Source organism: Micromonospora sp. CNZ322, assembly GCF_007827755.1.
The window spans coordinates 44,573-70,990 of record NZ_VITD01000019.1; the positions used below are offsets into that span (position 1 = coordinate 44,573).

Sequence of the window (26,418 nt, forward strand, 5' to 3'; positions counted from 1 at the left end):
CTCCTGGGGACTACGGGACCTACTCGGCTTTGCTCCGGTCGGGTAGAGCGGTCTGCTCCCACAGCGACTTCATCTCGTCGAAGGCCTGCTCCATCAGCTGCACCATGGCGCGCCGGGCACGCTCCCCGTCGCGCCGCTGGATCGCCTGAGCGACGTCTGCGTGCATCTGGAGGGCCTGCTCGTGCGGGTGGTGCGGCATGAGGTGGTGCTTGTGCCGGCCGGTGAGCACCTCCGCGACCAGTTCCTGGAGCCGGACGAACATCTCGTTGCCGGAGGCGAGCAGGACGCGCCGGTGAAACTCGATGTCGAGGTGCAGGAAGCGCTCCTCGTCACCGGCCTCGCCGGCCGCCCACATCTTCGCCGCCAGCCCTACGAGGTCGCTCGCCTCGTCGCGGCCGATCCGGCTGGCGGCCAGGTAGGCCGCGTGCGGCTCAACGGCGGTGCGCAGCTCGGTGATCGAGCGGAGCTGGGCCATCCGGCCGGCCGAGGCGAGACGCCAACGGATCACCTGCGGGTCGAAGACGTTCCACGCGCTCGCCGGCCGGATCATCACACCTACCCGTCGGCGCGCCTCGATGAATCCGATCGAGGCCAGCACCCGCAGCACCTCGCGGACGACCGAACGGGAGACGGCGTACCGGTCGACCAGCTCGTCGATGTTGAGGACCGATCCGGGTGCCAACTCGCCGCCGCAGATGGCGGTGCCGAGGTGTTCGAGGACGCGCGCGTGCAGCCCGGACTCGGCGGGGAGGGCCGGTGCGGCTGCAACCTCTGGTGAGGACGGTTCCACTCAAAGATCATATCATTTGCATCAACCTCTTGAGGTAATCAGCTTTTTCGGCCTAGCATCCCGATGTTAAGCGGATGTAACACCGAGGTAGCGGCTCTTTCGAGGGCGGCGACCACGACAGAAGGAGAGACAAGCGTGCGACGTCGATCGATAATCGGCACTTCTCTGGCTGTGGTCACCGCCATGAGCCTGGCCGCGTGCGGCGGCGATGACGGCGGCGAGGGCTCGAAGACCGTTCGCGTGACACTTGTCAACCACGTGTGGACCGAGAACATCAAGAAGGCCCTCCCGGAGTTCGAGAAGCAGTCCGGCCTCACGGTCGAAGTCACCCAACTCGGCGAGGACCAGCTCTCCGACCAGTACAACGTCAAACTGAACGCCGGCTCCACCGACCTCGACGTGATGATGTACCGGCCCCTGCAGGAGGGGAAGCTGTTCGGCAAGAACAAGTACCTCGCCGACCTGAGCGAGAAGGTCAAGTCCGACAGCGCCTTCGAGTTCGGTGACTTCCAGGCTGGGCCGGTGCAGGCGACGACCTATGAGGACAAGGTCGTCGGTCTGCCGATCATCACCGAGCAGGAGGTCCTCTACTACCGCAAGGACCTGCTGACGAAGTCCGGCTTCACCGCGCCGCCCAAGACCCTCGACGAGCTCAAGGCACAGGCCGCGAAGATCGAGGCCGACAACCCGGGCGTCGCCGGCTTCGTCGCACGTACCGGCAAGGCCGCCGCCGTCACGCAGTTCTCCAGCTTCCTCTTCAGCTTCGGCGGCGACTTCGTGGACGCCAGTGGGAAGGCCACTGTCAGCACCGAGCAGGCCAAGCAGGCGTACGCCTACTACGGCGGGCTGCTCAGGGACCACGGCCCGGAGAACATCAGCACCGACATGAGCTGGTCGGAGGCGATGGCGATCTTCACGCAGGGCAAGGCCGCCTTCTACACCGAGGCCAACTCGCTCTACAAGAACGCCACCGACCCGACCAAGTCCAAGGTCGTCGACTCCGTCGGCTTCGCCGCCTTCCCGGCCGGCCCGGCCGGATCGAAGCCGTACAACATCCCCTCCTGGGCGCTCGGCATGAACGACAGCTCGGAGAACAAGGACAACGCCTGGAAGTTCATCCAGTGGGCGGCCGGCAAGGAGCAGGCGCTGGCGCAGCAGACGGCCGGCGTACCCGGTGCCCGTACCTCGGTCTGGGCCAACCCGGCGAGCACCGCGACCCTGCCGAAGGACCTTGCCGAGGCCAACACGGTCAGCACCGCCAACGGCGTCGGGCACGACCGTCCGTTGGTGGTCAAGGTGGCTGAGGCGCGGGAGATCGTCGGCCAGCCGATCGTCGACGCGATCACCGGCAAGGACGCCGCCAGCTCGGCGGACGCGGCGAACGCGGCGTTCCAGAAGTTCCTCGACGACGAGGCGAAGTAACCCACGCGCCGGGCGGCGGGGCCGACCGGCTCCGCCGCCTCGCCGGGACCTGACCCCTCCAACCCGGAGTTCTCAATGTCAGCCGTTCTCACCCCCCGTACCGATTCGCCCGAGGCCCCCGCGGCGTCAGTGGACACGACGTCGGCCTGGTCGCGTTGGGCCAACGAACACCGCAAGTGGCTCTTCGCGGCACCCGCCATGGCGTTCGTCGCCGTGCTGATCATCTTTCCGGTGGCGTGGACCGGGTACCTGAGCCTGACCGACGCCGAGGGTTCGGTACGCGCCGAGTCCGAGTTCATCGGCTTCCAGAACTACCTCGACGTGCTCACCGACACCGACCGGTTCTGGCCGGCGGTCTGGCGCACGGTCCTCTTCACCGGCGTCGTGTTGTTCTTCGAGGTCATTCTCGGCATGGCGATCGCCCTGCTGCTGTGGCGGCCCTTCCGCGGTGAGAAGTGGGTCCGCGTCGCGATCCTCCTGCCGCTGGTGGCCACCCCGGTGGCGGTCGGCATGATGTGGCGCCTGATCTTCGATCCCAACATCGGGATGGCGAACCAGCTGCTCGGCTGGATCGGCATCGGACCCCAGCCCTGGCTGGCCGGGCAGCACTCGGCCCTGCCGACGACGATGTTCATCGACATCTGGCAGTGGACGCCGATGGTCGTGCTGATCCTGCTCGCCGGGCTCACCTCGCTGTCCGACGAGCCCCAGGAGGCGGCCCGGATCGACGGCGCCAGCAGTTGGCAGCGGTTCCGGCACGTCACCCTCCCGCTGCTGATGCCCACAGTGATCGTCGCCATCCTGCTGCGTGGCATCGACGCGTTGAAGACGTTCGACATCCTCTACGCCACCAAGGGGCGCGGCGGCGGGTCGTTCCACGAGGTCGAGACCCTCAACGTGTACGCGTACGGCCTCAGCTTCGACTACAACGACTACGGCGTCTCCTCGACCGTCCTCATCATCTTCTTCCTGATCATCATCGGGGTGATGTGGGCCCTCACCTATCGCAAGAAGGGGCTGGGCCGATGAAGCCGAGCAAGCCGTACCGGGTGTTCCGCAACTCGGCTCTCGTCGTCGTGGTGTTCGCGCTGATGGCGCCGCTGCTCTGGATGATCGCCGCGTCGTTCAAGACCAACGTGGACATCTACGACACCGCAAAGGCGTTCGTCTTCTCGCCCAGCCTGAAGAACTACGAGACCGTCCTCCAGCAGGCCAACTATCTCGAGTTCATCGGCAACAGCCTCTGGGTGGCGTTCGCGGCCACCACGCTCTCGCTCCTGCTGGGGGTGCCCGCCGCCTACTCGATGAGCCGCTTCAACATGAAGAAGTCGGCGCTCGTCGTGCTCATGGCCCGGGTGATCCCCGGCGTCTCGCTGCTGGTGCCCTGGTACTACGTCTTCTCGAACCTGAAGCTGGTCGGCGGGTTCAGCGTGCTGATCCTGAGCCACATGTTCGTGTCGCTCCCGCTGATCGTCTACATCATGATGGGCTACTTCGACGGCCTGCCGACCGAGTTGGAAGAGGCCGCGCTGGTCGACGGGCTGACCCACATCGGCGCGTTCCGGCGGATCACCCTGCCGCTGTCGGTGCCCGGCGTCGCGACCGCCGGCATCCTCTCGTTCATCTTCTCCTGGAACAACTTCATGTTCGCCCTGGTGCTCTCCGGCTCCGACACCAAGACGCTGCCAGTGGCGATCTTCGACTTCGTCGGCTACGCCAGCATCGACTGGGGCGGCCTGATGGCCGCCGCGACAGTGGTCACCCTGCCGATCATGCTGATCGCCCTGTTCGTGCAGAAGTACGTCGTCTCCGGCCTCACCGCCGGTGCCACGAAGGGCTGACCGGGACATGACGACGATCGCGAAGGTGGAGACGTTCCTGGTCGCGCCCCGCTGGCTGTTCGTCCGGATCGAGACGGAGTCCGGCATCGTCGGCTGGGGCGAGGCGACCTGCGAGGGCCGGTCCGAGACCGTGCGCACGGCCGTCCACCAACTCAGCGAGCTGCTCACGGGACGGGACGCCCTGCGCATCGAGGACCACTGGCAGGTGCTGACCAAGGGGTCCTTCTACCGGGGTGGCCCGATCCTGGCCAGCGCGGTGTCCGGTCTGGACCAGGCGCTCTGGGACATCGCCGGTAAGCACTACGGCGCTCCCGTGCACCAGCTCCTCGGTGGGCCGGTCCGGGACCGGATCCGGGTCTACGGCTGGATCGGTGGTGACGAGCCCGCCGAGATCCGCGATCAGATCAGCGCCCGGATCGAGGCGGGCCTGACCGCGGTGAAGATGAACGCGTCCGGGCGGATGGGCCCGCTCGCCTCGGTCGCCGACCTCGACGCGGTGGTGCAGCGGGTAGCAGTCGCCCGCGAGGTCCTCGGCGACGACCGCGACGTCGCTGTCGACTTCCACGGTCGGTTCACCCTCGCCAACGTCCGGCGGGTCGCCCCGCTGCTGGAGCCGTACCGGCCGTTCTTCCTGGAAGAACCGGTGGTGCCGGAGAACTCGCACCTGATCGGAGAGGTCGTCCGCTGCACCACCACCCCCGTCTCGACGGGGGAGCGGCTCTACAGCCGGCAGGAGTTCCTGCCCGTGTTGCAGGCCGGCATCGCCGTGGCCCAGCCGGACCTCGCGCACGCCGGCGGCATCACCGAGGTTCGCAAGATCGCCACGTTGGCCGAGGTGTACGACGTGCAGCTCGCCCCGCACTGCCCGCTCGGGCCGATCGCCCTCGCCGCCTGCCTGCAGGTCGGCTTCGCCACCCCCAACTTCCTGATCCAGGAGCAGAGCATCGGCATCCACTACAACCAGGGCGCCGAGGTGCTCGACTACTGCCTCGACCAGACCCCGCTGACCTTCGTCGACGGGTACGTGCAGCGGTTCACCGCGCCCGGTCTCGGCATCGAGATCGACGAACACGCCGTGCGGACCGCTGACAAGCGCGGGCACGCCTGGCGTAGCCCGACCTGGCGGCACCCCGACGGCTCCTACGCGGAGTGGTGAGACCCCGACCGGCGAGAACGAAAGGCACCCCGTGAAGATCGTCGCAGCAGACATCATCGTGACCAGCCCCGACCGGAACTTCGTCACCCTCAAGATCACCACTGATGAGGGCATCACCGGTCTGGGCGACGCCACGCTCAACGGCCGCGAGCTCTCCGTCGCCTCGTACCTGCGCGACCACGTCGCCCCGCTGCTGATGGGACGGGACCCGCACCGGATCGAGGACACCTGGCAGTTCCTGTACCGGTCGGCGTACTGGCGGCGTGGCCCGGTCACCATGGCGGCCATCGCCGCTGTGGACGTCGCGCTGTGGGACATCAAGGCGAAGGCCGCCGGCATGCCGCTGTACCAACTGCTGGGCGGCGCGTCGCGCACCGGCATCATGGCGTACGGGCACGCGTCCGGGCGGGACATCCCCGAGCTGTTCGACTCGATCCGCCGCCACCTCGACGAGGGCTTCCGGTCGATCCGGGTGCAGACCGCGGTGCCGGGGATCAACGCCGTCTACGGCGTGGCCGCGCAGCCCAGCGCCACCGGCCAGCGTTACGACTACGAGCCCGCGCAACGCACCCCGCTGCCCGCCGAGGAGGACTGGGACACCCGCGCGTACCTGCGCCACCTGCCGTCGGTCTTCGAGGCGGTGCGCGGTGAGTTCGGCCCGGAGTTGCCGCTGCTGCACGACGGTCACCACCGGATGACCCCCATCCAGGCCGCCAAGCTCGGCAAGGCCCTCGAACCGTACGACCTGTTCTGGTTGGAGGACTGCACCCCGGCCGAGAACCAGGAGGCGCTGCGACTGGTCCGCCAGCACACCACCACCCCGCTGGCCATCGGTGAGGTCTTCAACACGGTCTGGGACTACCAGACCCTGATCCGGGAGCAGCTGATCGACTACGTGCGGTCCGCTGTCACCCACACCGGCGGCATCACCGCCATGCGCAAGCTGCTCGACTTCGCCGCCCAGTACCAGATCAAGTCCGGCATCCACGGCCCCACCGACATCTCCCCGGTGGGCATGGCCGCGGCGCTGCACCTGGACCTGGCCATCCACAACTTCGGAATCCAGGAGTACATGAAGCACACCCCGTTGGCCAACGAGGTGTTCCGGCAGTCGTTCACCTTCACCGACGGCTACCTGCACCCGGGCGACCAACCGGGGCTCGGGGTGGAGCTCGACGAGGAGGCGGCGGCCCGGTTCCCGTACGAGCCGGCGTACCTGCCGTTCAACCGGCTGAAGGACGGCACGGTTCATGACTGGTGAGCGGCGCGGTGCCCGGCCCACCCGGCATGTCGTGGTGATGGGTGTCTCCGGGGCCGGCAAGACCACTGTGGCGCGTGGGATCGGCGCGGCGACGGGGCTGACGTTCGCCGAGGCGGACGAGTTCCACTCCCCGCAGAACGTGGCGCGGATGCGCTCGGGCGTACCGCTGGACGACACCACCCGGTGGCCGTGGCTGCGGGACATCGCCGGGTGGATCGCCGATCGCGGCGCGGAGGGCCGTTCGACGGTGCTGGCCTGCTCGGCGTTGAAGCGGTCGTACCGGGACGTGCTCCGTCAGGGCCCGCTCCCTGTGGACTTCGTGCACCTGGACGGGCCGGCGGAGGTCATCCGAGCCCGGTTGGCCCGGCGCGAGGGGCACTACATGCCGGCCAGTCTGCTGGAGTCGCAGCTCGCCACGCTGGAGCCGGCCGAGTCGGACGAGTCGGTGCTCGTACTCGATGTCTCGCTGCCCCCGGAGGCCCTGGTCGCGGCGGCCGTCAAGGGTCTCGGTCTGCCGGCTTCGGTGCCGGTGGGGGAGCACCGGGACCGCACGTCCGATCCCACTTCGGGGGCATGTTAGGTTAGCCTGCCCTAATCACAAGTGGAGTCCACCGCCGTGCCCTCATCGATCCGAGCATGACAGTCGCCGAGACCACCGGTGGCGTGGTGCTCCGTCGCGCGCTGCGTCGACAGCGGGCCCGGGTGGCCGGCGGCATCGCGCTGCTCTGCACCCACCAGGCCACCGAAGCCCTCGTCCCGGTGGTCATCGGCGTGGTCATCGACAGTGCGGTGGCCACCGGGGACGTCCGCGCCCTGCTGCTCTCGCTGGCCGGCCTGGCCGCCCTGTTCACAGTGCTCGCCTTCGCCTACCGGGCCGGCGCACGACTGGCGTTCGCCGCCGTCGAACACGAGGCGCACGCCACCCGGGTCGAGATCGTCCGCAGCGCCCTCGACCCGCGCGGACGCCGGTCGGGCATGCGCGACGGCGAACTGCTGTCCGTGACGGCCTCCGACGCCGAGCTGTCCGCGCTCGTCGTGCGGGTCGCGGGACTCACCGCCGCGGCGCTCACCGCCATCGTGGTCGCGGCCGTCGCGCTGCTCGTCGTCGACATTCCTCTCGGCCTCGGGGTGCTCATCGGCGTACCCCTGCTGGTCGTCGCCCTCCAGCGGATGGCGCCGCTGCTCACCCGGCGCAGCACGTCGCAGCAGGAGGCGCTCGCCGCCACGACGGCCCTCGCCGTCGACCTCGTCAGCGGCCTGCGCGTGCTGCGCGGCATCGGCGCACAGGACCACGCCGCCCGCCGGTACGCGGGAGCCAGCCGTCACGCGCTCGACGTCACCCTGCGCGCCGCAACCACCAAGGGTCTGCACCTCGGGCTCACCACCACTGTCAACGGCCTCTTCCTCGCGACGGTCGCCGGATTCGCCGGTTGGCTCGCACTACAGGGCCGGCTCACCATCGGCGAGCTCGTCGCCGTGGTCGGGCTGGCCCAGTTCATCGCCGAGCCGGTGCAGACGCTCGGGTACTGCGTCCAGTTGTTCGCCATGGCCCGAGCCTCCGCGGGGCGGGTCGCCCGGGTCCTCGGCGCCGCGCCGGTCGTCCAGCCGGGCGACGCCGGGCCGCCCGCCCCGAGCCCGTCCCGGCTCGCCCTCGACGGGGTCTCGTACGGGGGCCTCGACCACGTCAGCCTGCGCGTCCGCGCCGGTGAGATCCTGGGCGTGCTCGCCTACGACCCGAGCGAGGCCGAGGCGCTGGTCGCTCTGCTGGCCGGCCGGGTGCCCCGCGCGGACCACCGGGGGACGGTCCGCGTCGACGGCGTGCCCGCCGTCGAGCTGCACATCGACGCCGCGCGCGCCGTGGTCCTGGTCGAGCAGCATGACGTGGCGCTGTTCGAGGGGACGCTGCGCGCCAACCTCAGCGCCGGCGCCTCCGTCGACGACGAGGTGCTGCGTGCCGCCGTGCGGGCCGCCGCAGCCGAGGACGTGCTCGCCGCCCACCCGCACGGATTCGACCGCCTGCTCACCGAACGCGGGGCGAACCTCTCCGGTGGGCAGCGGCAGCGGATCGGGCTGGCCAGGGCGCTCGTCGCCGACCCGCCGGTGCTGGTGCTGCACAACCCCACCACGGCGGTCGACGCGGTGACCGAGGGGTTGCTCGCCACGAGGCTGGCCGGGGCGCGCGGGGCGGGAAACCGCGGCACGGTGCTGATCACCACCAGCCCGGCGCTGCTGCGGATCACCGACCGGGTCGCGGTGATCGACCGGGGACGGGTCGTCGCCGAGGGTCCGCACGAGCGGTTGCTCGCCAGCGACGCCCGCTACCGGGAGGAAACCCTGCGATGACGTCCGAGCCGATGACCCGGCACCTGCTGCCGACGGCCACCGGCCGGCAGACCTGGGCCGCCCTCCGTACCGAGCTGGCCCTCCTGCCGGGGCTCAGCGCCGTCGCCGGCACGTTGCTGGTCGCCGCTGCCGCGACCGGGCTGGTCGCCCCCTGGGTGCTCGGTCGCCTCGTCGACGACGTCATCGCCGGGACCGACACGCCTCGGGTGATCGCCTGGGCCGGCGTGATCGCGGGTGCGGCCGTGCTCGCGGGACTCCTCACCGCGGTCGGAGCGGCGGTCGCCGCGCGTCTCGGCGAGACAGTGCTGGCCCGACTCCGGGAGCGGGTCCTCGACCGCGCCCTGCACCTGCCGTCGGCCACCCTGGAGCGGGCCGGGACCGGGGACCTGGTGGCCCGTGCCGGCGACGACGTGGCAGTGGTGACGAATGTGATCGCCACCAGCGGCCCCGCCTTCCTCGGCGCGCTGCTGTCCGTCGTGCTGACCGCGGCGGGGCTCTTCGCCCTCGACTGGCGCCTCGGCATCGCCGGGTTGGTCGCGGCCCCGGCGTACGCGGTGGCGCTTCGCTGGTACCTCAAGCGGTCGGTGCCGTACTACGCCCGCGAGCGGGTGGCGACGGGCGAGCGCGCGCAGGCGACGGCCGAGGCGCTGCGGGGCGCCGCCACCGTGCGCGCCTACCGCATGGAGGGCGCCCACGTCGCGCGGATCGCGGATCGCTCCGGCGTCGCCCGCGACCTGTCGCTGGAGATCTTCGGTCTCTACACCCGCTTCGGCCTGCGCATCAACCGCTCCGAGTTCGTCGGGCTCGCCGCCGTGCTGCTCGCCGGCTTCCTGCTGGTCCGCGATGACCTGGCCACCGTCGGCGCCGCCACCACTGCCGCCCTCTACTTCCACCGCCTCTTCAACCCGATCGGCCTGCTGCTGTTCGAGTCGGACTCGGTGTTGCAGGCCGGGGCCAGCCTGGCCCGACTCGTCGGGGTCACCACCCTGCCGGACACCGCGACCCCCGCCGGCACCGAGCCCACCCGCCCCGATCGGGGCGTACCGGCGGCACTGGAGGTGACAGTCGGGCACCACCGCTACGACGACGGGCCGGTGGTGCTGCGGGACGTCGCCCTGCGTCTCGCCCCCGGGGAGCGCGTCGCCCTGGTCGGCGCGAGCGGCGCGGGCAAGAGCACCCTCGCCGGCATCATCGCCGGCATCATCGCGCCCACCGACGGCGCGGTGACCCTGCGCGGCGTGCCGCTGACACAGCTCGACGAGCACCGCCTCCGTCGCGAGATCGCTCTGATCAGCCAGGAGGTGCACGTCTTCGCCGGGCCGCTCGCCGACGACCTGCGCCTCGCCGACCCGGACGCCACCGACGCCGAGGTCGCCGCCGCCCTCGACCTCGTCGGCGCCACCGAGTGGGTGCGGACCCTGCCGGACGGCCTCGCCACCGCGGTGGGGGAGGGTGGGCGGCAGCTCACCTCGGCCCAGGCCCAGCAGCTCGCGCTGGCCCGCCTCGTCCTCGCCGATCCGGCCGTCGCGGTCCTCGACGAGGCCACCGCCGAGGCGGGCAGCGCCGGTGCGCGCGACCTCGACCGCGCCGCCGTGGCGGCCACCGAGGGCCGTACCACGCTGATCGTCGCCCACCGACTCAGCCAGGCGGCCACCGCGGACCGCATCGTCGTCCTCGACCAGGGGCGCGTCGCCGAGCACGGCACGCACGCCGAGCTGCTCAGGGCCGGGGGCGGGTACAGCCAGCTGTGGCGCTCGTGGAGCATGCCCGACCCCGTGGTCCCGAGAGAACGCGAGAGCGCGGACCAGCCCGTCTGGAGCTGAGCGGCCCCGGTTCCCGTCACCTCGGACATCCGCGAGATCAGTCGAACGGGGGAATCTCGGGAACTTTTCTTGGCCGGCCGGCGACCACCAGAGTGCGCGGCCGACCGGCGGCGTTCCGACGACGGCATCTCGACATGAAGGAGCGCCCGTGGCACACAGGACGGTGGTCTGTGCGGAACGGCGTCGCTGACGACGACCAGGTGACCCGGTGGGCGCGGGAGGCGGGCAGGGGTGACCGGCAGGCAGCCACGGCGTTCGTCCGGGCACTACAGGACCAGGTCCGGCGGTTCCTGTCGCACCTGGCCGGGCCGGGAGAGGCCGACGACCTGACCCAGGAGACGTTCCTACGGGCAATTCGCAACCTGCCCGGCTTCGCCGGCCGCTCGTCGGCCCGTACCTGGGTGTTCACCATCGCCCGGCGCGTTGCCGTGGACCACGTCCGGACGGCGGTGGCCCGGCCGAGGATGGCGTCGGTGCCGGACTGGCAGGCGGCGGCCGAGGCCGCCGGTGCGATCACCGCCGGTGCCGACGAGGGCGTGACCCTGCACCAGTTGATCGCCGGGCTGACCCCGGAGCGCCGCGAGGCGTTCGTCGCCACCCAGGTCCTCGGCCTGTCCTACGCCGACGCGGCGGACGTCTGCCAGTGCCCCGTCGGCACGATCCGTTCCCGGGTCGCCCGGGCGCGCGAGGATCTCGTCGCCGCCTGGCAGGCCGACACCGACCCGAGCCGCGGGCGGCGAACCGGCTGAGGTGGATACTGTCGCCATGAGTGTGCGGCGTTCCCTGTTTCTGCACTCGGAGTTGCGCCGTCGGCCGTACGACCTGCTGCGGTCGATGCTGGCCCAGGTCGACCCGGCCACGCCGCCGAACGGACCGGACGGGCCGGTGGCCGCCCTCGAACGGCGCGTGGCATCCCTGCTCGGCACGGACGAAGCCCTGTTCTTCCCAACCGGGACGATGGCGCAGCAGGTGGCAGTGCGCATCCACGCCGACCGGCGCGGCCGGCGGGCCTTCGCCGCCCATCCGCAGTGTCACCTGGAGGTCTGGGAGCAGCAGGGGTACGCCGTGGTGCACGGGCTGCGCTTCCAGCCTGTCGGCGACCGCCACCGGTTGATGACAGTGGCCGATCTGGCGGCCGTCGCCGAACCGCTCGCGGCGGTGGTCTGGGAGCTGCCGCAACGGGACATCGGAGGGCTGCTGCCGGAGTGGGACGACCTCGTCGCGCAGACCGGAGCGATGCGTGAGCGCGGTGCGGCCATCCATCTCGACGGTGCGCGCCTGTGGGAGGCACAGACGTACTACGCGCGGCCGTTCGCCGAGATCGCCGCGCTGTTCGACAGCGGGTACGTCTCGTTCTACAAGGGACTGCAAGGCGTCGGCGGCGCCGCGCTCGCCGGAGACACCGCCCTGGTGGCCGAGGCCCGGGTGTGGCGCCGGCGGCTCGGCGGCGACGTCTACGACGCGTGGCCGCTGGCGCTCACCGCGCTGCACGGCCTGGACACCCTGCTGCCCCGGCTGCCGGCACACCGGGAGCACGCCGTGGCGATCGCGGCGGCCATCAACGCCGACGGGGTGGCCCGCGCCTTCCCGGACCCACCGCAGACGCCCCTGTTCCACGTCCACCTTCCCGTCGGCCCGGACGCCGCGACGCGGGCCGCTGACGCCCTGCTCGCCGCCGACGGTGTGGAGCTGTTCGGCCGCGTACGCTCCGCGCCAGCTCCGGACCGGTGCTCGTTCGAAGTCAGCGTCGGTGAGAACGCCATGGAACTCGCCCCCGACGAGGTCGTCTCGCTCATCCACGAGCTGCTCCGACACGCCACCTGACCCGAGGACTGCGAGCGGCGGCACCCCACGGCTCGGTCAACGGGATGGACGGCGCGTACCCGGCTTCCTAAGATCACGCCGGTGAACACCGAACCGCTCAACGTCGCCGGCGTAGCTGGCCCGATCGTCATCGCCACCAAGGCATTCTTTGGCCACCCTGCCGTCACCGTTGGCGGAGTGCCGGCCCCCAGGACGGGTAGACGCTACGCGTTGCCGACTGTGGACGGTGGTGTCGTCCAGGCCACGGTCCGCAACGTTCTCGCCGACCCTTACCCGACAGTGGAGGTCAACGGTGTCAAGCACCGAACCGGGCCCTCCATGCCGATCTTCCTGCGCATCCTGGTTATGCTGCCGATCCTGCTGTTCACCGTCGGCGGCATCCTGGGCGCGCTGGTCGGGGCGTTGGGCGTCTGGGGGAACCTGACAGTTGCCCACACCCGGATGACGACCGCCGTCAAGGCGCTCGCCATGCTCGGCGTCGGTATCGGCACGGTCATTGTCTGGCTCGCCGTCGCCGTCGCGCTGAACGCAGCGCTCAGCTAGACCGCCATACGGTCAGCACCACCGGTCGACGACCGGTGGTGCTGACGTGGTGCGGGCGTTCCGGCCGCTCTACCCCAGGCGGGCCTCGATGGTTTCGATGATGCGCGGACGCAGCTCGGCGGCGCGGATGACCGCGTCCACCGAGCCGACCTCGACGGCCCGGTGGATGTTGTGCACCCTGTCGAACTCCGCGGCCACCTCGCTGAGTTTCTCCGCGCGCACCGACGAGCGCAGCTCGTCGAGTTCCGCGGTCAGCGCGGCGCGTTCGGTGCCGGCCGAGGCGGCGGTGCGGGCCTCCAGGTCCCGCACGCGCGCGTCGGCCGCCGTACGGGCGTTGACGTCGGCGGAGAACACCACGGCGGCGGCGGGTGCGCCACCGAGCACCGAGGCGAACGAGCCCTCCAGCGCCAGCACCGTCATGTTCGGGTTCAGCGCCTTCGAGAACACCACGAACGCACCGCCGTGGTAGCGCGAGATCACGCAGAAGACGATGGGCCCCTGGAAGTTCACGATCGCCCGGCCAATCTCGGCGCCGTACTCCAGTTGCAGCTTGCGCATGGACTCCGGCGAGCCGTCGAAGCCGGACAGGTTCGCCAGCACGACGAGCGGCCGGTTGCCGCTGGCCGCGTTGATCGCCCGCGCGGCCTTCTTCGACGAGCGGGGGAACAGCGACCCCGCCGTGTAGGTGTCCGGGCCGTCGGTGGGCGGGAAGCCGTGCCGGGGCACCGACCGGGACTCGATGCCGAGCAGGCAGACCGGGATGCCACCGAGGTGGACGTCCTGCACGACGGCGGTGTCCGCGTCCGCCATGCCGGCCCAGCGCTCCAGCACCGGGTGGTCCTGGTCGGAGAGGGCCCGCATCACCGTACGGATGTCGAACGGCTTCTTGCGGTCCGGGTTGGACTCGACGGAGAAGATCTCCCCGACGGTGGCGAAGGCGCTGCCCGCCACGTCGTGCGGGAACCCGGAGATGTCGCGGTCGGCCGGGTCGGTGGTGACCGCCCGCCGGGGCGCGTCCTCGCCGGGCGCGACGTACGTGTGGTCGTAGTGCGCCATCACCACGTCCCGTGCGGCCGTCAGGTTCGGCGCCCAGTACTGCGCCTGCCCGTTCGGCCCCATCACCCGGTCGTAGCCGCCGATGCCGAAGTTGTCCTCGGCCGACACACCACCGGAGAAGTCGAGCGACTGCTTGCCGGTGAGCACCATCGCCGAGTCGGGCGTCATCACCAGGATGCCCTTGGTGTGCATGAGCATCGTCGCCTCGGCGTTCCAGTACGGCTGCGCGCCGACGTTGATGCCCGCGACCACGATGTTGATCTCACCGCCGGCCTGGGTGAACTCGACGATCCGCTTGAGCGCGGCGGCCACCCAGTCCATGTTCTCCGTACCGGAGGTCATCGAGATCCGGGCCCCGGCGGACAGCGCCCACCACTCCAGCGGCACCTGCATCCGCTCGGCCAGGTCCAGTGCGGCGATCACGCGCCGGCACTCCGGCTCGGACAGGGCGCCCAGCGACTTCGTCGGGTCGCCGAGCAGCACCACCCGGGTGACACCCTGGGGGTAGCGCTCGGTCGGCGTGGTGACCACCCCGGCGACGATGGCGGCGCTGTTGCGCCCCTTCGGCCGGTCCACCGGCACCAGGGCGTGGTCGTCGTCGAGGTCGTGCTCGACGAAGTCGCCGAGCCGACCGGTCAGCTCGTACGGGTACACGGTGTTGCGGCTGCTGGCCCGCAGCACCTTGAGCCGGTACTCGTCGAGCGGCTCGATCGGCTCGACCGGCGGCTCCCCGACGGCCAGTTCGGCGCCGCCAGCGGCGTCGAACGAGATCCGTACGGCGATCTTGGTCAGCTCACCGGTCCGGCGGTCGCGCTGGCGCGCGATGAACAGGATCTCCTCCAGGCCGGCGCCCGCGGTCGTCGGGCGGACCCGCCCGGCGATCATCTCCATCTCCTCGCGGGTCAGCTCGCTCGGCGGCCACACGTAGACCACGATGCGGTTGGTGTTGAAGCGCGTCTTCGAGGGCCGCCGCGACTGGGCGCGGCGGATCGAGTCGAGGCAGGCGGCGATGGCGTCCTCGGTCGTGGGCAGCGCGACCAGGCGGCCGTCCTGCTCGCGAAGCTCGGTCAGGTCACGCACCTGCGCGAACGCGACGAGGCGCTCGTCGGCGCGGTTCTCCCGGGCCACGCACTGGAAGAGGTAGACCTCCTCGTCCGACGACGGCAGCCGGGTCAGGTCGAACTTGTGCAGCCGCTCCAGCTGCATCCGCTGCGCGATGTACGGGTGCAGCCCACGGATCAGCCGGTCCTCGGTCAGCTGGGCGCCCGACGGGCGGAAGGTGAAGTGGTGGTGCATCACCGCCCCGCCGCGACCCGCCACGGTGGTGGTGACCCGACGGACCTGGGGTGGCAGCGGGTGCGCCGCGATGACCTCGGCCAGCGCGGCCGCCATCGCGTCGAAGTCCTCCGGCTGGTTCTCCCAGCCGAGGTAGATGTCGGCGTCCACGGCGTCCTCGCCGGTGGCCAGCTCGGCCAGCCCGCGCAGGGCGCTGCCCAGCGCGTCGAAGCTGACCGCTGCGGAGACCACGCTGGAGTCGGCGCGCTCGGCCACCACGAACGTGCAGCCCGCGACCTCGCGGGTGAGCACACTGGTGAGCGACCGGTTGCCGTAGTACCGCCGGGTCAGCACCTCCAACATGACCGCGTTGTCGAGGTGGTCGCGGACGAGCCGCTGGCCGAGCAGCCGGACCAGCGGCTCGGTGCTGCGCACCATCTCGGCGATACGCTCGGCGCGGTCCGGCGCGTCCGGGTGCGCGTCGAGGTGCCGCAGGTGCCCACGGACCTCGGCGTAGACACGGGCGCGGTTGCGGCGCAGCAGCGGCTGGGCGAACCAGGCGAACACCACGCCGCGGGCGAGGTCCGCGACCACAGGGAAGCGGACCTGCGTCGCGGCGATCAGCCGCTCCAGCGCGAGGCCGGCCGGTTCGCGCAGCGTCTCGTCTGGCGGGGTCTCCCGCAGCCACGCGCGCAGCAGCGCCGTGATGACCTGCGCGTCCGCGGAGGCGCGCTGCTGGGCGAGGAAGATCCGGAAGACGGCGGCTTCGAGGGCGGGGGTGCGGTCCAGGTCGGTGACACCGTACCGGCCGAGCGCCTTGCCGAGCCTGGTCTGGAAGGCGTCCGGCAGCCCGGCCCGCTCGACGTCGAGGCTCTGCAGATAGGTGTGGAAGTACTCCCGGGCGCTGTGCACGTGCGCGGCGCCGCCGTCCTCGCCCGTCGGCCGGTTGCGGCTCAACTCGGCGAGATCGGCGAACACCTCGATGAGGTCGAGTTCGGCGGCCAGGGGTCGCTGACCGGCTTCGGTGGCCGCCCGCCGCGCGGTGAGGTAATCGTCGAGCACCCGGCGGTCGTCGTGCGGGTCGACGTCGAAGCCGAGCAGCAGACCCCGCAGGTCCTCCTGGCCGCGCCTGCTGCGCTCGTACGCCGGGATGTCCGCGGCGGCGGTGGGCAGGTCCAGTTCGACGGTCTCGGTGCCCGGGTCGTCAACGGTCTCCTCGGCGTCGTCCGCGAGTGGCTCCAGGCGCAGCAGCGGCGCACCGGCCTCCACCTGGCTGCCCACCGACACGGCGCACTCCTTGAGCCGCGCCTTGAACGGCGCCCGCAGCACCGTCTCCATCTTCATCGCTTCCAGCACCAGCACCGGCGCGCCCGCCTCGACCTCAGCGCCGACCTCCAGTGGCGTGGCGACGACCAGCGCGGGCATCGGGGAGCGCAGGACGCCACCCTCGTCCCGGCTGACCCGGTGCGTCACGCCGTCCACCTCGACCAGGTGGGTCGGCCCGTACGTGCCGGTGAGCAGGCGGTAGCGGATGCCGTTGACGACGATCTGACCGGTGTGCCGGTCGAAGCGGTCGAGTTCGACGTCGGCGGTGCGCACGACGGGGCCGGTCTCGATGCCGACCCGGAACCGGTGCGCGCCGACCCGTGCCACCCGGGTGCGGTAAGCGACGCCGCGCAGTTTGAGGTCCAACGGTCGGCCGCTGGCGTGCTGCACCTGCGGGCGCCCGCCGGCCGCCGTCGACAGCAGCCGCTGCCGCTCGACGCGCTCCTCCTCCTCGTACGCCTCGATGGCGGCGGCGGCCAGGGCGACAGCGGAGTGGCGGTGCGTGACGAGGCGTCCCTCGCCGCGGACGCGGTCGATCCAGCCGGTGTCCGCGCTGGCGTCGATCACCTCGGGCTGGTCGAGCAGGTCGAGCACGAAGCTCTTGTTCGTCGCCCCACCTTCAATGATCACCGTGGTGTTCGCCATCGCCCGGCGCAGCCTGCCGAGCGCCTCGTCGCGGTCACGGCCGTACGCGATGATCTTCGCGATCATCGAGTCGAAGTCGGCCGGGATGGTGTCACCCTCGCTGACGCCGGTGTCCACCCGGATGCCGGGGCCGCTGGGCAGGTCCAGTCGGGCGATGCGGCCGGGGGACGGGGCGAAGTCGCGGTCGGGGTCCTCGGCGTTGAGCCGCGCCTCGATGGCGTGCCCGCGCTCGGCCGGCGGCGCACCTTCGAGTCGCCCGCCGGAGGCGACGTGCAGCTGCGCCTTGACCAGGTCGAACCCGGTGGTCAGCTCGGTGATCGGGTGCTCGACCTGGAGGCGGGTGTTGACCTCGAGGAACGCGAACAACCGGTCCCCGGGGTGGTAGAGGAACTCGACGGTCGCCGCGCCTCGGTAACCGACAGCCACGGCCAGCCGCTCGGCCGACATCTTCAGCTCGGTGACCTGCGTCGGGTCGAGCACCGGCGACGCCGACTCCTCGATGACCTTCTGGTTGCGTCGTTGCACGGAGCAGTCGCGGACGCCGAGCGCCCACGCGGTGCCCTGCCCGTCGGCGATCACCTGGACCTCGACGTGCCGAGCCCCGGTGACCAGGCGCTCCAGGAACACGATGCCGCTGCCGAACGCCCGTGCCGCCTCCTGGCTGGTGCGCTCGTACGCGTCGACCAGCTCGGCCTCGTTCCTGATCACGCGGATGCCGCGCCCGCCGCCGCCGGCGGTCGCCTTCAGCATCAGCGGGTAGCCGACCTCGGCCGCCGAGGCCTGGGCGGCGGCGAGGGTCTCGACGGCACCGCGGCTCCACGGCGCGACCGGCACGCCGACCTTCTCGGCGATCAGCTTCGAGCCGATCTTGTCGCCGAGTTGGCGCATGGCGTCCGCGCTCGGCCCGACGAACGTGACGCCGATCTTCTCGCACAGCTCAGCGAACGCTGGATCCTCGGCGACGAAGCCCCAGCCGACCCACGCGGCGTCGGCCCCGGTCTCGGTCAGGGCCCGCTCCAGCACCGCCAGGTTGAGGTACGGGCGGGCGGAGGCCGGGCCGAGATCGTAGGCGATGTCCGCTTCGCGGACGAACGTGGCGTTGCGGTCGACATCGGTGTAGAGAGCCACGGTCTCGAGCTGGATGCCGGTCTCCGCGGCCAGCTCGCGGACCGCGTGGATGAGCCGCATGGCGGCTTCACCACGGTTGACGATGGCGACACGGTTGAACACCCGAAGAACCCCTTAGCTAGACCTCGACCTGCGTGCCGGGAGACGACGGCTCCCAGCAGTGATCACCTTTCCGCGTGGCGGCGGCCAGCGCTATGGCGCAACCACCGAACCCACCGTCCCTCAGTTGTAGGAAGTGCACAAAACTTTTTGGCACCCCCGGGGACCGAGCCCACCTCCGTCGGCTCGTCCCGGCCGCTCCGGCAGTTGATCAAGACGGTGCGGGCGGTTCACGTCCGCAGCCTCCCGTGTTCACCCCCGGGTGATCGGCTGACCAGGAAGATCATCGCCGGTCCGGTCAACCGCCGCCCGGCTCGACCATCCCGGCCCAGGCCAGGAACGCACCAGGAAAGGAGCGGCAATGAGGGCACCGCACCTCGTACGCCCACGTCTGGCGCTGCTGCTCGCGGCGGGACTCACCGCGCTCGTCACGCCGGCCGGCGTCGCCCACGCCGCGACCGCCACGGTACCCGCGACGGGCACCCCGATCACCATCACCTCGACCGCGCAGCTCGCCCCCGGCGTCACGTACGGCTCGAGCCCATCCGACGGTACGGAGCGTCTGGTCGCCAACGGCATCGGGATCTTCGTGGGCAGGCACTGATCGGTGCCCCCGCGCGAATTCGCCCCGCCCGGTGCCACCGGACGGGGCGAATTCGCGTACCCGGGACGCCGGGCAACCAGACGCCGTCGCCCACCTCGGTGGCCTCCAGGCCCAGGAGCCGCAGGAGCCGTTCATCGCGCTGTGGTCGCGGCTGCGCGCGTTCGACCCGACGGTGCTCTCGACCCTGCTGACCGAGCGGCACGTGGTGCGTACCCACCTCATGCGCCGCACCGTCCACCTGCTCGTCGCCGACGACGCTGTGGCCTGGCGACCCCGTCACGACGCCATGCTGCGCCAACGCGTGCTCGGGGTCTACCGCGACGAGCTCGACAGGGTGGACCTCGACGACCTCGCCGCTGCCGCGCGGGCGGTGGTGGCCGACGGTGAGCCCCGCTCGATGCCCGACATCGGGCGGGCGCTCGTCGAGCGCTGGCCGTCGCCGGGCCCGCGGGCGCTGGGCGAGATGGCAGTCGCGCTGCTTGCGATGACACAGCTGCCGCCGCGCGGCCTGTGGCGGGAGAAGGGGGGCGCGCGCTACGTCCTGCTCTCCGCGTGGCTCGGCCGGGAGATCGCCCCGCCGACCGCTGCGGGCACCGATCCGGTCGGCCAACTGCTCGTACGCCGCTACCTGGCCGCGTTCGGCCCGGCGGCCACGGCCGACCTGCGGGCCTGGTGCGGCCTCGCCGGGCTGCCCGCCGCGGTGACCGCCATGCGGGACGAGTTGGTGACCTTCCGCGACGAGCGCGGCCGGAAGCTGATCGACCTCCCCGACGCGCCGCGCCCCGACCCCGAAACACCCGCCCCGGTGCGGTTCCTGCCGGCGTTCGACAACGCGATCCTCGGCTACGACGACCGCAGCCGGATCATCGACGACGCGCACCGTCTCCTCTCGGTGGCCGGCGAGCGCGTGGTGCTCGTCGACGGCCGGGTCGCGGCGACCTGGAGCGTCGAGTCGGGCACGGTGACCGTCAACCCACTACGCGGCTTCTCCCGAGCGGACCAGGCCGCCGTGACCGAGCAGGGGCAGACCCTGGCGTCCTTCCTTTCCGACAACGAGAGCGACCGGGTGCGGGTCGGTTCGTCCCCCCGCTGACGGGCCGACGGGATCGGGATCGTCTTGTATCGATGCTCACCGACTGTCATGCTGTGGTTCGGTCGTGCTCGGGGAGCCAGCGCGCACCAGATCTTCTCCGGTCCACGGGGCGCGCGAGGTGACCATGTCACCCGTGCCGGGCAGCCTCGTCGGCGACCGGAAACCCGAGCGCGGCACCGGTCACCACCTCGGTCATCGGTGCCCGCTGACCACGGAGGTTCCGATGCTTCGCATGTTCCTCGCTGTCACGACAATGGCCCTGGCCGCCTGGACCGGAACGACCACCGCCGCCGAAGCGACACCCACGCCGGCGCCATCGTCCACACCGACGCCGTCAGCGACACCGACGCCGACCTGCCCACCGGCGATACCGATCAGCGCCAGCGTGACCGGGGCCAGCACCACGAGCCTGACCATCTCGTACTCCATCTTCTTCCGCCCACCCTGCGGCTACGACCCGCCGATGACCGTCAGCCTCTTCACCAGCCGTGAGGACGCCCAACAGTGGCGGGGTGCGGTCGCCGAGGGTGTCTCCGGGCCGGAGCGCAACGGCTCGGTGACCATTGATCGGCTCACGCCCGACACGGAGTACTGGTACCGGTTCACCGACGCCGAGGGCCGACGGGACCCGTACGTGATCGCCTCGGCCCGGACCGCGCCGCTGACCTCGTGCCGCGCGACGGCCACGATCGACGCCCGCTGGGGCAGCGGCTTCGTCGCGACAGTCACGGTCCGCAACACCGGGACTCTTCCGCTGGACCAGTGGCGCGTCTCCTGGCGGTGGTCCGGTGACGAGCAGGTCCACACGGCCTGGGGTGGGGTGACCGAGACGGCCGGCTCCGAGGTCACCGTTCGCAACGCCTCCTACAACGGGACGCTGGCGCTGGACGGGGCCACCACGTTCGGTCTACTCGTGACGACCAGCGCGGTGCCGGACGGCCTGACCCTGACGTGCGCGCGGTGAACGACGTCCGCCCCGCTCCGGCACGATGGCGGGAGCGGGGCGGACGTCGTGTCGGTCAGGGCTTGCGGGCCACCGCGCCGTAGGCGTCGATCCCGACGGCGTCGGGATCCTCCGGTCGCCACAGCGGGATCGGCACCAGACCCGGCTCCACCATCATCAGCCCGTCGAAGCAACTCGCGAGGTCCTCCGGGCTGCGCAGAATGTACGGAACTCCGCCGCTCTGCGCCAGCCGCTCGGCACCCGAGACCACCGCCGGGCTGGTGTTGGTGCCGTCCCAGAGCACCAGGTGTGAGCCGGACGGCACCGCGTCCATCGTGCGCCCGACGATCGAGCGCACCACGTCCAGGTCGGGCTCGTAGCCCATCACGCCCATGTACATCACGGCGATGGGCTGGTCGAAGTCGAGCGTCTGCGCCGCCTCGGCGAGGATCTTCTCCGGGTCGTGGTAGTCGGCCGGGACGTAGGTGGTGACACCCTCCGACGTGGTGCTGGCCAGCAGTGCCCGCGCGTGCACCAGCACCATCGGGTCGTTGTCCACGTAGACGATCCGCGAGTCGGGCGCCACGCCCTGGGCGACCGCGTGCGTGTTCTGCATGGTGGGCAGGCCGGTGCCGATGTCCAGGAACTGCCGGATGCCCGCCTCGGCCGCGAGGTGACGCACGGCCCGCACCAGAAACACGCGCGACTGCTGCGCCATCAGGACGATCTCCGGGTAGACCTCGGCGACAGCGTCGCCGGCCGCCCGGTCGGACTGGAAGTTGTCCTTGCCGCCCATCCAGTAGTTCCAGATCCGTGCCGCGTGCGGCACGTCGGGCTGAAGCTTCGCGGCGAGTTCGGGGTCCGGGCCGGCCATGCCTGGCTCCTATCGAGGGGTCGTCAGCTGGAGGTCATCACAGCGGTACGCCCGGGATCGTACTCCGGCAATGTCCACTCTCGACCGGGGGTGGACCCACCGCCGCCAGGCAGGGGACCAGGGTCGCTGTCACCGGTGGACCACCCCGTTCTGGTACGCCCACACGACGGTCTGTAGCCGATCCCGTGCGCCGATCTTCGCCATGGCGCGCCCGAGGTGCGACTTGACAGTGCTGGTCTCGATGAAGAGCTGCTCGGCGATCTCGACGTTCGACAGGCCCTGCGCGAGCAGCTCCACGATCTCGGTCTCCCGCGCGGTCAGCTGGTGCGCTGCCGCCGCGTCGGAGCGGGGAGCGGGCGTACGCCTGGCGAACTCCGAGATCACCCGCCGGGTGACGGCCTGGTCGACGAGCCCGTACCCGCTCGCGAGGCGGCGGATCGCCTCGATCAGCTCCTCGGGCTCACAGTCCTTGAGGATGAACCCGCTGGCACCGGACTCCAACGCGCCGAAGACGTACTCGTCGAGGTCGAAGGTCGTCACGACCAGCACCGCCGGTGGCGTCCCGGTCGCCGCGGCGACGATCTGCCGGGTCGCGGTGAGCCCGTCGCCGTGCGGCATCCGGACGTCCATGCAGATGACGTCCGGTTGCAGCCGGCGGGCCAGCTCGACGGCGGCGGACCCGTTCGACGCCTCCGCCACGACCTCGATCTCGCCGGCCTGCTCGAGGATGACGCGGAAGCCGGCGCGGACGACCGCCTGGTCGTCGACGAGCATCACTCTGATCATGCTGGTGCCTCTTCCCTCGGCCGCGATGCGGCGGGACCGTTCGTCGGGAGTGTCGCGGCGACCGACCAGCCACCGGCCGCCGTCGGGCCGGCGGTGAACGTCGCCCCGATCAGCTGGGCGCGCTCGCGCATACCCACCAGGCCAACGCCACCGGTCCGTGCCGCCGGTACGCGTCGCGGCGCGGCGGGTTCGTTCACCACCTCGAGCGACACCGAGCGGGGCTCGAAGCGGAGCACCACCCGCGCCGCAGCGCCCGGGGCGTGCTGGCGGGCGTTGCTGAGCGACTCCTGCGCTATCCGGTAGAGCGCGACGTCGGCGATCGGCGGCACCTCGCGCTGCTCGCCCTCCCGGATGAACTCCACCGGGCCGGCGAGGTTGCCTGCGGTGCGGACGAGATCGTCGAGCATGCCCAGCCCCGGAACCGGGGCGGCACCGTCGCCGCCCTCGTGCCCGGGCCTGCCGCGCAGCACACCGACGACAAGCCGCAGGTTGTCCAGGGTCTCCTTGCCCTGGCTGCGGATCCAGGCCACGCCGGCCTTCGCGGCCGCCGGGTCCCGGTCGATCAGCCGCTCGACCGCCGCCGCCTGAACGACCATGCCGGAGAGGTGGTGCGCCGCCACGTCGTGCAACTCCCGGGCCATCCGGGAGCGCTCCGCGCCGATCGCCGCCTGGACCTTCGTGCGCTGCTCCCGGATCGCCTCATCCGCCCGCACCCGGACCAACTCGACGTAGCGCCGGTAGGTGGCCACGTAGCCGCCGACGAAGGTCGCGCCGGCGTAGGTCAGGGCGCTCGCCGAGACGTACGCAATGGCAGTCAGCAGATCCGGGGTGACCACGACGGCCGCCCCGATCGACTCCACCAGCACGACCGCGCTGACGGCCAGCAGTGCACGCCGAACCGGCAGCAACGACCCGACGGTGTACGCCACGACGAACGGTGCGAGGCCCCGGATGGTCGCCTCGGGCAGGGAGAAGCCGACGATGGGCAGTTGGAGGCCGACGACGAGTGCGAGGCAGAGCAGTGGCCGGACCCGACGCAGGCACAGCAGCATCGCCTGCGCGCAGCAGATGGCGACGAGCAGCCAGGCCCGCGCCGGGTCGAACGACACCCCGTCCTCCGGTGCCACGAGCCAGAACAGCGCGCTGAGCAGTACGAACGTCAGGACGGTCAGCACCGCGGCCAGCAGGCAGTCCCGTGGGAACACCCCGGTCACCCCGAACCGGGTGAGCCGTCCGTCGAGCCACTTCGTCAGTCGCGGTGTGCCGGGTTCCGTGTCGGCGTGGTCCCTCATGGGGTGCGCATCCTTGCTCCGGATCGTCCCGGGTCGGCGGGTCAGTAGGAGATGCTAGGCGCGAGCAGGTGGAACTCCACGGCGAACCAGCCCGCGCCGGCGAGAGCGAACAGGATCAGGCCGCTGGCGGTGATCCGCCGCCAGCCGAGGTGGCGTCGCACGTCGTCGACCAGCCGGACCGCGGCGGGCAGTACTCCGAGCAGACCGACCAGTTGCAGCACCTGAATGGTGCGCAGGACGGGCCCGGGAACGTCCTGCAGGCTCATGATGCTGCCGATGCTCAGCACCCAGCCGGCGAACGCGAGCAGCGTGCCGGCGACGGCGAGGCGGCTCAGGATCCGCGCGGTGCGCCCCGCCCGCTCTCGGGGAGCACGGCCCAGCCGACGGCGGACGGTCGCGCCGACCGGCCACGACAGGACGGCGAGCAGCAGCACGACGGTGGACAGGGCCAGCACCGGAACGGCCACCATGGATGCGCGGGCCGGTTCGACGGGCAGCAACGCGAACGCGGAGTCGAAACTGATCGCCTCGACCCGGTCGTCGGTCGCCCGCATGGCGATCGTGCGCTGCCCGCCGACCTCGCGCCAGACCCAGGGCGCCACCTCCTCGTAGAGAGCGGGGGAGTCCGACAGCGGGCCCGGCTCCACCAGCAACCGGTCACCGTCGGCGACGCTGACAGTGGTCCGACCGACCAGACCGATCGCCGTCAGGAAGTTGCTGCCAATCGCTCGCGAGGACTCGTACGTGCCCGCGGCCAGCGCGGCGTGCTTGGCGGTGGTCGCCGGGTCCACGCCAGCCGTCGGCTGGTCGTCGCGGGCGGGGAAGTAGCGGTCGGCGAAGCCGTTCACGATCGACTCGCGAAGCTCGTGGCTGTCGAGGGCGCCGGAGCCGTTGCTGTTGAGCGACAGGAAGATGCCGGCCCGGTCGTCGGGGTAGATCTGCAGGTGGGAGTGGAAGTACTTGGTGTCGCCGCCGTGGCCGAGGATCCGGTGGCCGTTGCGGTCCTCGGCGAAGAATCCGAGGGTCATCCGGGGCCCGTCGGCCAGCGTGCCCAACGACGTCGCGTCCAGTGCCGGCCGCTGCATCAGCGCGCGGGTCGGTTGGTCCAGCAGGGGCGCGAAGCCCACCGGCTCGCCGAGCTGGGCGAGCATGAATCGTGCCATGTCCGTCGCCGGGGCGCTCAGCGCACCGGGCGGGGGCGTACCGACGATCTCGAACGGCGCGGCGGGCCCGGCGGAGGTGTCGTACCCGTTGGACATCCGGTCGCGCAGCGCCGCCGGGAGGGGCTGCTCGAAGGTCGACGACGGCATGCCCGCGCGGTCCAGGACATTGCGTTGGACGTACTCCTCGAACCGCGTCCCGCTGACGCGTTCGACGATGTAGCCGGCGAGCGCGTTGCTGTAGTTGGAGTACGCGGGGACGGTGCCGGGCTGGTAGATCTGCTCCGGTGGGTCGGTCATCAGGGCCCTGCGCAGGTTGAGGTCGCCGCCGTCGGTGCCGATGAGGCCGGCGATCCGCTCCTCGAAGCCGGCGGTGTGCGTGAGCAGGTGCCGCAGGGTGACGGCCCGCTCGTAGCGCAGCGGCAGTTCAAAGTCGAGGTACGTCTTGACGTCGGTGTCGAGGTCGAGCTTCCCGTCCTGCACGAGTTGCAGCACCGCGGTGGCGGTGACGAGCTTCGACACCGATCCCATCCGGAACAGATGCCGGTCCGGGTCGACAGGTACGGCGGCGTTCCCGCCGGCGCCGGTGTCGGCGTACCCGTACCCCCGGGTTGTGACGATCTTGCCGTCGTCCACGACGGCGACAGTGGCTCCCGCGATGTCGGTACGGTCGAGCGCGGCCGGGAGCAGGCCGTCGAGCCAGGCGTTGACGTCGGCGCCGGTCAGGGCCGAACCCACCCCGCTCGCTGCGGCGGGTGCCGCCGGAGCATCGATGGGCGGTGCGGGATTGTGCTGGGGCGCGCCGCAGCCGGCGGCGCCCACGGCGATGACGACAGCGGTCGCCAGCACCGCGCCGAGTCGGACGAGAGGCCGGGCGGTTCGGGGTGAACCGGGTGCGTGAAGCGGAAGAGAGCGCATCGTCTGCCAGTGCCTTTCCTGGCGAACGGGTGTCCGGAGCAGGTCCGTACGGCGTCACCCGATGCCTTGGGACAAGCCTGTTCGAGTGATCGCCCCGAGCCATCTGGCGTGAGACGGCAATGCGCTTACGACTTGAGGAGGAGGGGCGGGTGCACCGATGGTGGGCAGAGGTGCCGCCCCGGTCGCGTGAACCACCGCCCGTACCGGTGCATCAAA

20 protein-coding genes are annotated in these 26,418 nt (G+C 71.3%); 14 read left to right on the forward strand and 6 right to left on the reverse strand.

Annotated elements, in window-relative coordinates:
* Positions 1-19 precede the first annotated feature (19 nt).
* Positions 20-790, reverse strand: a complete 771-nt coding sequence (locus FB453_RS30610; protein WP_145795776.1) for an FCD domain-containing protein — start codon at positions 788-790, stop codon at positions 20-22.
* Between the two features lie 135 nt (positions 791-925).
* On the opposite strand from FB453_RS30610, the gene FB453_RS30615 reads away from it, so the two are divergent.
* The 11 genes from FB453_RS30615 (at position 926) to FB453_RS30665 (ending at position 13,003) form a co-directional block, all read left to right on the forward strand.
* Positions 926-2,212, forward strand: a complete 1,287-nt coding sequence (locus FB453_RS30615) for an ABC transporter substrate-binding protein (protein WP_225854968.1) — start codon at positions 926-928, stop codon at positions 2,210-2,212.
* 75 nt (positions 2,213-2,287) lie between these two features.
* Positions 2,288-3,241, forward strand: a complete 954-nt coding sequence (locus FB453_RS30620) for a carbohydrate ABC transporter permease (RefSeq protein ID WP_208646462.1) — start codon at positions 2,288-2,290, stop codon at positions 3,239-3,241.
* A complete protein-coding gene (locus FB453_RS30625) occupies positions 3,238-4,053 on the forward strand; it encodes a carbohydrate ABC transporter permease (RefSeq protein ID WP_112588853.1) in 816 nt (271 codons plus the stop codon). Before FB453_RS30620 ends, FB453_RS30625 begins: the two co-directional genes overlap by 4 nt.
* 7 nt (positions 4,054-4,060) lie before the next feature.
* Positions 4,061-5,209: a galactonate dehydratase gene (dgoD, locus tag FB453_RS30630; RefSeq protein WP_145795779.1), complete on the forward strand. Its 1,149-nt coding sequence runs from the start codon at positions 4,061-4,063 to the stop codon at positions 5,207-5,209.
* 31 nt (positions 5,210-5,240) lie between these two features.
* Positions 5,241-6,470 carry a D-mannonate dehydratase ManD gene (gene manD / locus FB453_RS30635; protein ID WP_145795781.1) on the forward strand — a complete coding sequence of 410 codons (1,230 nt, stop codon included), beginning with the start codon at positions 5,241-5,243 and terminating at the stop codon, positions 6,468-6,470.
* Entirely contained in the window at positions 6,460-7,050 is a 591-nt protein-coding gene (locus FB453_RS30640; RefSeq protein ID WP_145795783.1) for a gluconokinase, read from the forward strand. Before manD ends, FB453_RS30640 begins: the two co-directional genes overlap by 11 nt.
* A gap of 56 nt (positions 7,051-7,106) precedes the next feature.
* On the forward strand, positions 7,107-8,813 hold the full coding sequence (locus FB453_RS30645) for an ABC transporter ATP-binding protein (RefSeq protein WP_145795786.1): 1,707 nt from the start codon (positions 7,107-7,109) through the stop codon (positions 8,811-8,813).
* Positions 8,810-10,636 carry an ABC transporter ATP-binding protein gene (locus tag FB453_RS30650; RefSeq protein WP_145795789.1) on the forward strand — a complete coding sequence of 609 codons (1,827 nt, stop codon included), beginning with the start codon at positions 8,810-8,812 and terminating at the stop codon, positions 10,634-10,636. Before FB453_RS30645 ends, FB453_RS30650 begins: the two co-directional genes overlap by 4 nt.
* A gap of 170 nt (positions 10,637-10,806) precedes the next feature.
* On the forward strand, positions 10,807-11,385 hold the full coding sequence (locus tag FB453_RS30655) for a sigma-70 family RNA polymerase sigma factor (protein WP_486480530.1): 579 nt from the start codon (positions 10,807-10,809) through the stop codon (positions 11,383-11,385).
* A 16-nt stretch (positions 11,386-11,401) separates the two neighbouring features.
* Positions 11,402-12,460 carry a beta-eliminating lyase-related protein gene (locus tag FB453_RS30660; RefSeq protein ID WP_145795794.1) on the forward strand — a complete coding sequence of 353 codons (1,059 nt, stop codon included), beginning with the start codon at positions 11,402-11,404 and terminating at the stop codon, positions 12,458-12,460.
* Positions 12,461-12,541: 81 nt separating this feature from the next.
* Complete coding sequence (locus tag FB453_RS30665; protein ID WP_145795797.1) at positions 12,542-13,003, forward strand: hypothetical protein; 462 nt, start codon at positions 12,542-12,544, stop codon at positions 13,001-13,003.
* 69 nt (positions 13,004-13,072) lie between these two features.
* On the opposite strand, the gene FB453_RS30670 is transcribed toward FB453_RS30665, so the two are convergent.
* Complete coding sequence (locus FB453_RS30670) at positions 13,073-18,535, reverse strand: ATP-binding protein (RefSeq protein WP_145795799.1); 5,463 nt, start codon at positions 18,533-18,535, stop codon at positions 13,073-13,075.
* Positions 18,536-18,893: 358 nt separating this feature from the next.
* Between FB453_RS30670 and FB453_RS30675 the strand changes: the two genes are divergently transcribed.
* The 3 genes from FB453_RS30675 to FB453_RS30685 all read left to right on the forward strand — a co-directional run bounded on the left by FB453_RS30675 (position 18,894) and on the right by FB453_RS30685 (position 21,193).
* Positions 18,894-19,136: a hypothetical protein gene (locus FB453_RS30675; protein ID WP_145795801.1), complete on the forward strand. Its 243-nt coding sequence runs from the start codon at positions 18,894-18,896 to the stop codon at positions 19,134-19,136.
* 31 nt (positions 19,137-19,167) lie between these two features.
* Positions 19,168-20,229, forward strand: a complete 1,062-nt coding sequence (locus FB453_RS30680; RefSeq protein WP_145795804.1) for a winged helix DNA-binding domain-containing protein — start codon at positions 19,168-19,170, stop codon at positions 20,227-20,229.
* Between the two features lie 223 nt (positions 20,230-20,452).
* Positions 20,453-21,193, forward strand: coding sequence for a cellulose binding domain-containing protein (locus FB453_RS30685; protein ID WP_145795807.1), 741 nt, complete (start codon positions 20,453-20,455; stop codon positions 21,191-21,193).
* 55 nt (positions 21,194-21,248) lie between these two features.
* On the opposite strand, the gene FB453_RS30690 is transcribed toward FB453_RS30685, so the two are convergent.
* The 4 genes from FB453_RS30690 to FB453_RS30705 all read right to left on the reverse strand — a co-directional run bounded on the left by FB453_RS30690 (position 21,249) and on the right by FB453_RS30705 (position 26,133).
* Entirely contained in the window at positions 21,249-22,046 is a 798-nt protein-coding gene (locus FB453_RS30690; RefSeq protein ID WP_145795809.1) for an SAM-dependent methyltransferase, read from the reverse strand.
* Positions 22,047-22,175: 129 nt separating this feature from the next.
* Positions 22,176-22,832, reverse strand: a complete 657-nt coding sequence (locus FB453_RS30695; RefSeq protein WP_145795811.1) for a response regulator transcription factor — start codon at positions 22,830-22,832, stop codon at positions 22,176-22,178.
* Complete coding sequence (locus tag FB453_RS30700; protein WP_145795813.1) at positions 22,829-24,124, reverse strand: histidine kinase; 1,296 nt, start codon at positions 24,122-24,124, stop codon at positions 22,829-22,831. Before FB453_RS30700 ends, FB453_RS30695 begins: the two co-directional genes overlap by 4 nt.
* 41 nt (positions 24,125-24,165) lie before the next feature.
* Positions 24,166-26,133 carry a serine hydrolase domain-containing protein gene (locus FB453_RS30705; protein ID WP_222431437.1) on the reverse strand — a complete coding sequence of 656 codons (1,968 nt, stop codon included), beginning with the start codon at positions 26,131-26,133 and terminating at the stop codon, positions 24,166-24,168.
* Between the last annotated feature and the right edge of the window lie 285 nt (positions 26,134-26,418).

Excerpts from the sequence above, each read along its gene's own strand:
- FB453_RS30620 (WP_208646462.1), top strand. The coding sequence starts at position 2,288 with ATGTCAGCCGTTCTCACCCCCCGTACCGATTCGCCCGAGGCCCCCGCG.
- FB453_RS30625 (WP_112588853.1), top strand. The coding sequence starts at position 3,238 with ATGAAGCCGAGCAAGCCGTACCGGGTGTTCCGCAACTCGGCTCTCGTC.
- dgoD (WP_145795779.1), top strand. The coding sequence starts at position 4,061 with ATGACGACGATCGCGAAGGTGGAGACGTTCCTGGTCGCGCCCCGCTGG.
- FB453_RS30640 (WP_145795783.1), top strand. The coding sequence starts at position 6,460 with ATGACTGGTGAGCGGCGCGGTGCCCGGCCCACCCGGCATGTCGTGGTG.
- FB453_RS30645 (WP_145795786.1), top strand. The coding sequence starts at position 7,107 with ATGACAGTCGCCGAGACCACCGGTGGCGTGGTGCTCCGTCGCGCGCTG.
- FB453_RS30650 (WP_145795789.1), top strand. The coding sequence starts at position 8,810 with ATGACGTCCGAGCCGATGACCCGGCACCTGCTGCCGACGGCCACCGGC.
- FB453_RS30660 (WP_145795794.1), top strand. The coding sequence starts at position 11,402 with ATGAGTGTGCGGCGTTCCCTGTTTCTGCACTCGGAGTTGCGCCGTCGG.
- FB453_RS30675 (WP_145795801.1), top strand. The coding sequence starts at position 18,894 with ATGAGGGCACCGCACCTCGTACGCCCACGTCTGGCGCTGCTGCTCGCG.
- FB453_RS30685 (WP_145795807.1), top strand. The coding sequence starts at position 20,453 with ATGCTTCGCATGTTCCTCGCTGTCACGACAATGGCCCTGGCCGCCTGG.
- FB453_RS30690 (WP_145795809.1), bottom strand. The coding sequence starts at position 22,046 with ATGGCCGGCCCGGACCCCGAACTCGCCGCGAAGCTTCAGCCCGACGTG.
- FB453_RS30695 (WP_145795811.1), bottom strand. The coding sequence starts at position 22,832 with ATGATCAGAGTGATGCTCGTCGACGACCAGGCGGTCGTCCGCGCCGGC.
- FB453_RS30700 (WP_145795813.1), bottom strand. The coding sequence starts at position 24,124 with ATGAGGGACCACGCCGACACGGAACCCGGCACACCGCGACTGACGAAG.